The sequence below is a fragment of the Streptomyces sp. URMC 123 genome, assembly GCF_051386515.1.
GTDB lineage: Bacteria > Actinomycetota > Actinomycetes > Streptomycetales > Streptomycetaceae > Streptomyces.
Genome location: NZ_JBPQTV010000225.1, coordinates 1 through 10506, shown reverse-complemented (window position 1 = coordinate 10506; position 10506 = coordinate 1). Strand labels below are relative to the sequence as shown.

At 74.7% G+C, this 10506-nt stretch carries 7 protein-coding genes and 1 pseudogene; 4 read left to right on the top strand and 4 right to left on the bottom strand.

The window, feature by feature from the left end; genetic code table 11:
• Nucleotides 1-292: gas vesicle protein K (locus tag ACSNOD_RS22485; RefSeq protein ID WP_436768821.1), on the top strand; the 292-nt coding region annotated here is incomplete at its 5' end.
• Between the two features lie 149 nt (nt 293-441).
• Nucleotides 442-2145, top strand: a complete 1704-nt coding sequence (gene ctaD / locus ACSNOD_RS22480; RefSeq protein WP_436768820.1) for an aa3-type cytochrome oxidase subunit I — start codon at nt 442-444, stop codon at nt 2143-2145.
• Nucleotides 2146-2317: 172 nt separating this feature from the next.
• Here the strand turns inward: ctaD and ACSNOD_RS22475 are convergent, their stop codons facing one another.
• The 4 genes from ACSNOD_RS22475 to ACSNOD_RS22460 form a co-directional block, all read right to left on the bottom strand.
• Nucleotides 2318-3304, bottom strand: coding sequence for a helix-turn-helix transcriptional regulator (locus ACSNOD_RS22475; RefSeq protein ID WP_436768819.1), 987 nt, complete (start codon nt 3302-3304; stop codon nt 2318-2320).
• Nucleotides 3305-3458: 154 nt separating this feature from the next.
• A complete protein-coding gene (locus ACSNOD_RS22470; RefSeq protein ID WP_436768818.1) occupies nt 3459-4418 on the bottom strand; it encodes a hypothetical protein in 960 nt (319 codons plus the stop codon).
• A gap of 138 nt (nt 4419-4556) precedes the next feature.
• Nucleotides 4557-5927 (bottom strand): ABC transporter substrate-binding protein, encoded by a 1371-nt coding sequence (locus tag ACSNOD_RS22465; RefSeq protein ID WP_436768817.1) that lies wholly within the window; start codon nt 5925-5927, stop codon nt 4557-4559.
• Nucleotides 5905-6477 carry a hypothetical protein gene (locus tag ACSNOD_RS22460; protein WP_436768816.1) on the bottom strand — a complete coding sequence of 191 codons (573 nt, stop codon included), beginning with the start codon at nt 6475-6477 and terminating at the stop codon, nt 5905-5907. Before ACSNOD_RS22460 ends, ACSNOD_RS22465 begins: the two co-directional genes overlap by 23 nt.
• 557 nt (nt 6478-7034) lie before the next feature.
• Between ACSNOD_RS22460 and ACSNOD_RS22455 the strand changes: the two are divergent.
• Nucleotides 7035-7289 (top strand): annotated as a pseudogene (locus ACSNOD_RS22455) (hypothetical protein); the annotation flags it as partial.
• Nucleotides 7290-8120: 831 nt separating this feature from the next.
• On the top strand, nt 8121-10506 hold a 2386-nt coding region (locus ACSNOD_RS22450; protein WP_436768815.1), incomplete at its 3' end, for an ABC transporter permease subunit.

The window sequence follows — 10506 nt, the reverse complement described above, 5'->3', positions numbered from 1 at the left end:
CACCACCCCCACACCCACCCGCGCCCGGCTGGAGCTGGAGAAGGACACCGTCGAGCGCGAGCTGATGCGCCTGGTGCTGACGCTGGTGGAGCTGCTGCGCCAGCTCATGGAGCGGCAGGCGCTGCGGCGCGTGGACCGGGGCGACCTGACGGAGGATCAGGAGGAGCGGATCGGCATGACGCTGATGCTGCTGGCGGACCGGATGGCCGAGCTGTGCGACCGCTACGGGCTGGAGCCGGACGACCTCCAGATCGATCTGGGGCCGCTCGGGCCCCTGCTGCCCCGGCACTAGGTCGTGCCCCGCGGCCCGGAACCGGAGCGGAGCGCCCCGGCACGCCCTCTCGCGAACCGGGTGGTGGGGCGAGCATCATGGCTGGTGCCCAGGAGCCGGGAGCGTGCGATTCATCGAGCCGGGACGACAGAGTGCCAAGGGGGCAGTGGATGGGGACGCAGACGGCCACGGCGGTCATCGATTCCGAACCGGGCCGGTCGCCGGGCCGGATCGTGGTCGACTGGCTGACCACCACCGACCACAAGAAGATCGGCCACCTCTATCTGATCACATCGTTCGTCTTCTTCCTGCTGGCCGGCGTCCTGGCCCTGCTGATGCGCGCGGAGCTGGCCCGGCCGGGCCTCCAGCTGATGACGAACACCGAGTTCAACCAGGCGTTCACGATGCATGGCACGATCATGCTGCTGCTGTTCGCCACACCCACCTTCGCGGGCTTCGCCAACGAGATCATGCCGTTGCAGATCGGCTCGCCCGATGTGGCGTTCCCCCGGCTGAACATGCTCTCGTACTGGCTGTTCCTGTTCGGCGGGCTGATGGTGATCGGCAGTCTGCTGACGCCGACCGGGCCCGCCGACTTCGGCTGGACCGCCTACGCGCCGCTCAACAGCATGGAGCGCTCACCGGGCATCGGCGCGGATCTGTGGATCATGGGGCTGGCGCTCTCCGGCTTCGGCACGATCCTCGGCTCGGTCAACTTCCTCACCACCATCATCGCGATGCGCGCGCCCGGTATGACGATGTTCCGGATGCCGGTGTTCACCTGGAACGTGCTCTTCACCTCGATCCTGGTGCTGCTGGCGTTCCCGGTGCTGGCGGCCGCGCTGCTGTGCCTGGAGGCCGACCGGCGGTTCGGCTCGATGGTGTTCGCCCCCGAGTTCGGCGGGCCGCTGCTGTGGCAGCACCTGTTCTGGTTCTTCGGCCACCCCGAGGTCTACATCATCGCGCTGCCGTTCTTCGGCATCGTCACCGAGATCCTGCCGGTCTTCTCCCGCAAGCCGATCTTCGGCTATGTGATGCTGATCGGCGCCACGATGGCGATCACCGGGCTGTCGGTGGTGGTGTGGGCGCACCACATGTTCGCCACGGGCGCGGTGCTGCTGCCGTTCTTCTCACTGATGACGTTCCTGATCGCGGTGCCCACCGGGGTGAAGTTCTTCAACTGGATCGGGACGATGATGCGGGGCTCGCTGTCGTTCGAGACCCCGATGCTGTGGTCCGTCGGCTTTCTGGTCACCTTCCTGCTCGGCGGGCTGACCGGGGTGATCCTGGCGTCCCCGCCGCTGGACTTCCATGTCACCGACACGTATTTCGTGGTGGCCCACTTCCACTACGTCGTCTTCGGCACGGTGGTCTTCGCGATGTTCGCCGGCTTCTTCTTCTGGTGGCCCAAGTTCACCGGGAAGATGCTGGACGAGCGGCTGGGGAAGATCCAGTTCTGGACGCTGTTCATCGGCTTCCACACCACGTTCCTGGTTCAGCACTGGCTGGGCGCGGAGGGCATGCCGCGGCGCATCCCCGACTATCTGGCGGCCGACGGCTTCACCGTGCTGAACACCGTCTCCACGATGGGCGCGTTCCTGCTGGGGATGTCGACGCTGCCGTTCCTCTACAACGTCTGGAAGACGGCGCGGTACGGCACGAAGGTCGAGGTGGACGACCCCTGGGGGTTCGGCCGTTCGCTGGAGTGGGCCACGGCCTGCCCGCCGCCCCGGCACAACTTCGTGACGATGCCGCGCATCCGTTCGGAGTCGCCCGCCTTCGACCTCCACCACCCGGCGATCGCCGCGGAGAAGGAGAGCCCTCCGGGGCGGGAGGCCAAGGTCAAGGAGTGGGAAGACGAGGCGCAGCCGTAAGAGGGGCGCGCAGCCGTAGGGGGGTGCGCAGCCGTAAAGAGGTGCGCAGCCGTAAGAGACGGCACACCGACACGACGACGGCGCCGAACAGGAGGAGTGCGAGCAGCAGAACCAACAGGATGGGAACCATAGTTCGTACCTCCGGTTCTCCGGGTGCCCCGGTCCGCCGCCCTTACACCTGCCGGGCAGCGCCCTCACTCGCCGCCACGGCCCGGCCGAGCCGCTCCGCCATCTCCCGTAGGGCGTCGACCAGTTCGACCGGCTCGATCACCTCGAAGTCGAAGCCCAGCAGCACGACGTGGAAGGCGAGGCTCTCCAGGCTCATGGCGCCGGTCCGCAGCCGGCAGGTGTGCTCGTCGACGGCCTCCAGCACGCCGGACGAGGGCGATACGCGCTCGGCGGCCTCGGCGAGCGGCGCCCGCAGCAGCACGGTGGCCCGGGCCGAGTACGCCCGCGTCGACACCCCCTGGGCCACATAGGCCGCCAGGTCCTCCGCCGGGGGCTGCCGGGGCTCGAACCGGGGGCCGTGCGGCGGGGTGGGGGTGATCCGGTCGACGCGGAAGGTGCGCCAGTCCTCGCGGTCCACGTCCCAGGCCACCAAATACCAGCGGCGCTCGGTGAAGACGAGCCGGTGCGGCTCGACGATGCGGCGGCTGGCGGCCCCCGTGTGGTCCTCGTACGCGAAGCGCAGCCGCTCGCGGTCCCGGCAGGCGTTCGACAGCTCTGTCAGTACCTCCGCCTCGACGGTGGGTCCGTAGTGCCCGCGCAGCATCGGCACGGCGTACGTGTTGAGCGACTCCACCCGGCGCCGCAGCCGGGTGGGCAGCACCTGTTCCAGCTTGGCCAGCGCCCGTACCGAGGTCTCCTCGATGCCGGCGATCCCGCCGCCGGCGGCCGAGCGCAGCCCGATCGCCACGGCGACGGCCTCCTCGTCGTCCAGGAGCAGCGGGGGCAGGGCGGCGCCGGCCCCGAGTTGGTAGCCGCCGCCGGTGCCGGGGGTGGCGTGCACGGGGTAGCCCAGTTCGCGCAGGCGGTCGACGTCCCGGCGGACGGTCCGGGAGGTGACCCCGAGCCGCTGGGCGAGGTCGGGCCCCGACCATTCGCGGTGGGTCTGCAGGAGGGAGAGCAGGCGCAGGAGGCGAGCGGAGGTTTCCAGCATGGCGCGAGTCTCCCAGCCCTCGCGGACAGGTTCCGTCCGCGAGGTGCGCGAAGGCGCGCGCGGGGTGCGCGGGGTGCGCGGGGTGCGCGGGGTGCGCGTACGGGGGGTTGTACGCGCGTGCGCGGGGCCGCCGTTGTTCGCGTGCCCGCCGGCGTCAGGTGGCGCGGGCCTGGGCCGCGACGCGGATCGAGAGGTCGTTGTCCGAGGTGTAGTACGGCACCGCCTCCGCCACGCCGTGCCCCGTCGCCGACGACTGCGCCGGGAAGCGCACGGACTGCTTCTTGTCGGCGATGTCGTCGAGAATGCGGGCGATCCGCACGGCGCCCTCGCCCCCGCCGGGGCTGTTCGCACCGTCGCCGGGACCCACGCCCGGCCGGAGCCACAGGTCCCAGCGGTCCTCCCCGCCCCGCCACACGTCGGCCAGCTCCTTGTAGGCGAGGGTGAACGCGAAGGCGCCGCCCTCGTCGACGGCCGTCGGCGCGGTGCGCACCGCCGCCGGGTCGCGCCGGCAACGGGCCTCCACCACCGTGCCGGGCCCGGCCACGACCCCGTACAGCCGGCCGCGCGCGGTCAGCGCCCCCTCCGTCACCCGCACCTCCTCGACCTCCGCGTGCGGCGCCCGCACCCAGCTGCGCACCGAGAGGTTGCCGTGCCGGGTCACATAGGGGATGCGGGCGGCGACGGCCCCGGTGGGGTCGGGCCGGCGGTCGGCGAGCGAGCGCAGATCCGTGCCGGCCGGCGCCAGCCGCAGCGGCTCGTCGTCCCCGAGCACGGCGTAGGCGGCCCAGCGCCCCTCCGGCAGGGCCACGGTGCTGGGCAGCGCGGCGCGCAGCCGGCCGTCCCCGAGGGGGGTGAGCGGCAGCCGGACCTCCTCCCCGGGGTGCTCGGCGGGGTCCGGGCCGGCGGCCCGCTCGGCGCCTCGGCCGCCGGCCCGGCGGCGCAGCACCAGGGCGGCGTCCCAGAAGGCGTCGGGCCGGGGCCCTCCGCAGTCGGCGATGTCAAAGGTGAGGCCGCCCGCGGAGTCCGCTATGCACTCGGCGCTGGGCAGGGGGGACACGGCGGGTGACTCCTCGGTGGTGCGGGGGTGGGGTTGATCGACTGTCGCGGCAAACATCCCGCCGTCTCCATTGTCGGGGTTTTCGCCCGGTTGGACCCCACCTTCGCCTCGGAGGTTGACCGGCATGATCGATTTGTTCTCGAACAGTTGCCAGTTCGGTAGCCGCCCGAGGGAACTTTTCGATCACTTCTGCGATCACGGAGGGTACGGCAGCTGCGGCACGGTGAAGCAGTTCTCGGTCATCTCGCCCTGCGACACCCAGCCTCCCTCACCACCCCGGGCGCTGTCCTGCCAGCGGGCCACGGACAGACAGCTGTGCCGGGTCCGGGGCGGTTCGGACAGCTTTTCGAAGGTCACCGGGAGCAGCAGGCCGTTCGCCGTATAGGGCTCGGCACGGAGGAAGCGCTCGACGCACGCCCGGGTGAGATCCGCGCCACAGGAGCGCGCGGCGTCGGTGAACCACATCGCGGCCGCCCAGCCCTCCAGCTGCCACTGGGAGAGGGTGTCGGCGCCCGGCCGCCCGCGCATGCCCTCGCGGAACTCGCGGACCGCGGGGTGGCCGGTGTCGTCGTAGGAGCGGCTGGCCCCGGTCGCCCAGAGGGCGTTGCGGCAGCCGGGGGCCTTGGCGTAGTCCCGGGCCACGGCGGCGGACCAGTTCTGCACGTTGGTGACCTTGGCGGTCACCCGTACTCCGGCCGCGTCCATGGCCTCGCACAGCTGGGCGTTGCCATGGGTGTCCAGGGCGTCGAACACCAGGTCGGCGCCGCGGGCGCGCAGATCGGCGGCCACCGCGGGGAAGTTCGGCAGCGCGAAGTCCAGCTGCTCCCCCACCACCTCGTACCCCTCCTCCTCCAGCCCGCGGGTGACCAGCCGGGCGTAGGCGGCGGAGGAGGCCTGGTTGTACGAGACGACGGCGGCGGTGCGGGCGCCGTGCTCCCGCCGGAAGTAGCGGTAGACCTCGGTGCCGCCGTAGAGGGTGCCGCCCCAGCCCGGCTTCCGGCCGTCGCGCGGCGCCTGGCTGCCGTAGATGCCGTAGAGGTGCGGGTGCGTGTCGTAGGCGGGGCCGATGGGCTGGCCGCCGATGTCGGGGACGCCGGCACGGCTGACGCGGGGCGCGCCGGCGTAGTCCAGGGCGGTGGTGGCGACCAGCGCGAACACCTTCTCCTCGTCGACGAGGCGGTGGACACAGGTGTTGTTGCCCACGCCGCTGCCGCCGTCGTCGCAGGTGACCACCTGGACGGGGCGGCCGTTCAGCCCGCCCCCGGCGTTGAGCCGGTGGAAGTAGGCGGCGGCGCCGTCGCGCGGCCCGACGAAGGCGGCGGCGCCGACCGGGCTGGTCGCCGAGGTGATGATGCCGACCTTCACGGGCTCCCCCCGGGCGGGCCCGGTGGGGGCCGGGGCGCCGGCTCCCGGGGAGCGGCCCTCGAAGGCGCTCTCCGGGAGCCGGCTGCCGCAGGCGGCGGTCAGCGCGAGGGCGGTCAGCACGATCAGGAGGAGGACGGGGGCGCGCAGGAGGCGTGAGGAGGTGGTGTCGGACCCGCGGTCAGCAGCCCGGGACCGAGACATTCCCGCTCATCTTCACGAGCGCGCAGAGGGACTTGGCCGAAACCTTCCAGGTGTCGTCTTGGAGCACGGCGGTGCCGGCGGAGTTCGGCAGGGCCGTCCGGCCGTCCAGCATGAGGTCGTAGGTGACCTGCGCCTCGGTCGCGGAGGTGAACTCCACCTTGGAGACGTTCGCCTGCACCTTGCCGCCGCGCTCGTCCCCGCTGAAGGCCTCCAGCACGGGGCGCATGTCGTCGCCGTTCTCCAGCAGTTCCGCCTTGCGGTCCAGCGGGACGGCCGGGTCGAAGAACTTCTTCCAGTTCTCCGCGACCTGCCGACGGGCCTCGTCCGGATCGCCGGGCCGCGCGCTCTCGGCGGGCGGGCGGGCCGTTCCCGTCGGCGTGCCCGGGGACTCCGTGCCGGGCGAGGCGGCCCCGGGTGTCGGGGTGGAGGTGCCCGTGCCGCCGCCCCCGTCGTCGCCGCACGCGACGGCCGTCGGGGCCAGGAGCAGGACCGCGGCGGCCGCCCATGCCGCCGCCCGCGGGTGTTCGCCGAGGACCATCTGGCTCACCACCGGATGTAGTCGGACCCGTACTGCTCGATGCTCTCAGAGTGTGGCTCCGCCCGGCAGAGCGCAACTCGCCGGACGGCGACGCCAGGTGGTCGTGGGACGGCCGGGAACGGTCGGCGGGCGGCACGGGAGCGGTCCTGGAACGGTCCCTGGGCGGTCCTGGAACGGCCCGGGGCGGCCGCCGAGGCGGTCCTGGAGTGATTCGGGGCGGTCCTGATCGGTCGGCGCCGATCCGGAGCGATCGGAGCCATTGCGGGCCATCATCGGACAGTCGGATGAGGCCATCGCGGGTATGACGTCATGGATGCCGTCTCGGCCGGCGTCCTGGCCGCCGTCAGGACTGCCGTCACGGATGCCGTTGTGGACGCCGTTGTGGAGTGTCAGCTGTCATCGACCGTCCCGGGATGTGAGGGGGCCGGATGCGGAAAGCGCGACCGTGGGCACGGGACGCCTGGCGCGGCCCGGACTCCTGGGCCGGCCGGGCCGCCCGGCGCTGTCGGGAGTCATGGGCGAGGGGCCCCGGGCACTGGGGAGGCTGGGCGGCGCTCGCCGCGGGGGCGGTGCTGTGCGTGGTGGGCTGGTACGGGGTCTCCGGCGAGCGCTTCGCCGAGCGCCAGATCCCCTACCTCGCCTCGTGCACGGTCCCCGGCGCGGCGCTGATCGTCGCCGGTGCGCTGCTGCTGACGCGGGGCGAGCAGGGGCTCGCGGCGGCCCGGGTCGAGGAGCTGCACCGGCTGCTGGTGACGACGGAACCGGAGCCTTGGGAGGGGACGGCGGGGCCGGACGGTTCGGCGGGGCCGTCGTACGCGGAGGGCGGCGAGTACGCGCGTGGCGTGGCCGCTGGGGCCGGCGAGACCGGCGGGATCGTGGTGGAGGGGGCCGGGGCCGCCCCCGGTCCGGGCCCGGAGCGCCCTGCCGACGGCCCGTACGCCAATGGCGACGCCGCGGCCGGCACGGAGCGCCCCGCGGCGGGCCCCGATCTCGGGGAGCGTCAGGAACGGCAGGAGTGGCAGGAACGGCAGGAGCGGCACGAGGGCCGCGACCGGCTCGAACCGCCCTCCGGGGCGGGGGAACCTCGCCGGGCGAGCGCGCCCCACCCTCCGCTTCCGGGCGACGAACCCGGGGGCCGGCCCGGCGGCGGCACGGGTTCCGGTTCCGTTTCCGGTTCCGGCGCGGGTACGGGGGCGGGCGGGCGTACGGGTACGGGTGCGGGCCGTGGTCCGGGCGACCGCTCCGGGACGCGGGGCGGCGGGCCACAGGCGGCCGACGGCGCGGACACGGCCGGAGGCCGGGACACATCGGGCGGCGGCCGGGGCACGACGGGCGGCGGCGACGGCCGGAACGGAGCGGGCGCGCCCGGTGGCCGGAACGCGGCGGGCGAGCCGCCCCGCACGGCCGGTTCCCCCGGGCCCACCGCCGGAATCACTGGTTCCGGCGGCGCCGCCGACCGCCCGGACTCCCTCATCGCCGTCCCCGGCGGCACCCTGCTGCACCGGCCGGACTGCCCGCTGGTCGCCGGCAAGCCCGAGGCGTTCCGCCCCGACCGGAAGATCCGGCTCGAACTGGGCATGGGGCCCTGCCCCGTGTGCGAACCGACCGTCGGCCCGCCGTCGGCCGGCCCCGGGCCCGGGCCGGAGGCGTGAGACGTGGGGACGCTGACCTACGACCTCACGCTCGCCGGGCTCGCCGTCGGCAGCGCCGCCGCGCTCACCGGCATCGGCCTGATCGTCACCTATCGCGCCACCGGCGTGCTCAACTTCGCCCATGGCGCGATCGCCATGGTGGCCGCCTATGTGATGCGGCAGTGCGCCGTCGAGTGGCAGTGGCCGCTCCCGCTGGCCGCGGCCTTCACCCTGCTGGTCGTCGCGCCCGCGCTGGGCCTGGCGCTGGACGCGGTGGTCTTCCGCCCGCTGTCCCTCTCCCGCGACCTCACCGGCGCCGGCCCAGCCCGTACGCTCGTCGCCTCCCTCGGCGTCTTCGTGCTCCTGGTGGGCGCCGCCGGGCTGATCTGGGGGCGGGGGGCCCGCGCGGACGCGCCCGCGCTGCTGCCCGCCGACCCCTGGGTGCAGCTCGGCACGGCGGTCGCGATGGCCGCCGGCGTGGGCGCGGTCACCCGCTGGACGCGCTTCGGCCGCGAGCTGCGCGCGGTGGTGGACAACCGGCCGCTGGCCGTGCTCGGCGGCATCGACGCGGACCGCGTCGCCTCGGCCGGCTGGGCGTTCGGCGCGTTCACGGCGGGCCTGACGGGAGTACTGCTCGCGCCGCACGTCCGCCTCGATCCGTACGGACTGCCGCTGCTGGTCATGGAGGTGATGGCGGTCGCCGTGGCGGCGGGCATGCGGAGCCTGCCGGTGGCGGTCGCCGTGGCGCTGGCCATCGGGGTCGCCCAGAGCCAGCTGACGCGGTTTCACCCCCATGGCTGGGCGGAGCCGCTGCTCCAGGCGGTCGGGGCGAACCTCTTCGTGGTCGCCCTGCTGGTCGCGGCGCTCGCCCTCCCGGGAATCACGACCCCCGCGCCCAAGGCGACGCGCCCCCGCCTCACCGAACGCCTCGGCGGGCACCTCGGCCGCGCGAAGCGCGCGACGCCCCCGGGCCGGCCATGCCCGGACGACCCGCCCGGGCCCAGGGGTGCCCCCACCGGTGACCAGCCGGTCCCCTCGGCGAACGCGCCGAGTTCGCCACCGGAGCGAGGCGACCATGACTCCGTCCGGAAAGCCCCGGACGGCACGACCGACGGCCCCCCACCGGCACCCGGCGACGCTACCGACGCCCGAACGCCACGCACACAGGCCGCGCACCGCCCGAGCGCGCCCCCCGAGCAGGACCGCGGCGCCCGCGCCGACGCACCCACACCCGGCCCCCGCCACGACGCCCGCCGGCCAGCGGACCCGGAACCCGGCGACACACCCCGTGCACCGGCCGCGGCCGCGGCCACCCGCTCGCGGCGGCTCCGGTCGCGCGCCGCCGCGTGGGGGCCCGCTCCCGCGTGGATCGTGTGCGGCGTGCTGTTCCTGCTGCCGCTCGGCCTCGCCGGCAGCGACCTGCACACCTCCGTGCAGGTCCCAGCCCTCGGCATCGTCCTGTTGTCACTGGTGGTCGTCACCGGCCGGGGCGGGCAGCTCTCCCTGGGGCAGGCCGCGTACGCCGGGCTCGGCGCCCTCTTCACCGCGCTGCTCGCGGCCGGCCGCTTCCCCGGGCTGCCCGCGCTGCCGGAGCTGCCCGCCCTCGCCTGCGCCGTGGTGCTCGTGGCGCCGCTGGGGCTGCTCACCGGCTGGCCGGCCATCCGGCGGCACGGGCTCGCCCTCGCGCTCGCCACGCTGGCGTTCGGCGTGGCCGTCAGCCGCTTCGTGTTCGTCCAGCCGTACGCCACCGCCGGGCTCGGCCTCGGGCGCCCGGCCGGCTTCGGCGACGACCGGGCGTACTACGCGCTCGAACTCCTCGTCCTCGGCGGCGCCCTGGCCGCCGTGGTCGCGCTCCGCCGCGGCCGGGCCGGGCGCGCCCTGGCCGCCATGCGGGACCACGAGGCGGGCGCGGCGGCGGCCGGGGTCCCGGTGCCGGCGCTGAAGCTGGCCGCGTTCGTCGCGGGCGCCGCGCTCGCCGCGCTCGGCGGCGGGCTCCTCGGCATGGGACTGCGGGCGTTCGACCCGAACGCCTACGACCCCGTGCGCGGGCTGCTGTGGTTCGCCGCGGTGCTCGTCCTCGGCGCCGACAGCCTGCTCGGCGCGATGGCCGCGGCCGCCCTGCTCGTCGGGCTCGACGCGGGGGCGCGCGGCGGCGTCGCGGCGGCGGTGATCGGCGTGCTGGCCGTGCTGCTGGGGCGGTTCCCGGAGGGCCTCGCGGGCGCGGCGCGATCGGCGCTCCGGCGGGCCGTACGCCCCCGCGCGCCGGCCACGCTGACACCGTTGGGGCTCCGGGTACGGGCGCGGCTGGCGGCGGCGGGAGCGGTGCCGGTCGCCGGGGGCGGCCGTACGGGCGGGTGGCCGGTGCCGGGCCGAACCCGGACCCGGGCCGGCGACGAAGCCCCCGCCCACC

Excerpts from the sequence above, each read along its gene's own strand:
- ctaD (WP_436768820.1), top strand. The coding sequence starts at position 442 with ATGGGGACGCAGACGGCCACGGCGGTCATCGATTCCGAACCGGGCCGG.
- ACSNOD_RS22475 (WP_436768819.1), bottom strand. The coding sequence starts at position 3,304 with ATGCTGGAAACCTCCGCTCGCCTCCTGCGCCTGCTCTCCCTCCTGCAG.
- ACSNOD_RS22470 (WP_436768818.1), bottom strand. The coding sequence starts at position 4,418 with ATGTTTGCCGCGACAGTCGATCAACCCCACCCCCGCACCACCGAGGAG.
- ACSNOD_RS22465 (WP_436768817.1), bottom strand. The coding sequence starts at position 5,927 with ATGTCTCGGTCCCGGGCTGCTGACCGCGGGTCCGACACCACCTCCTCA.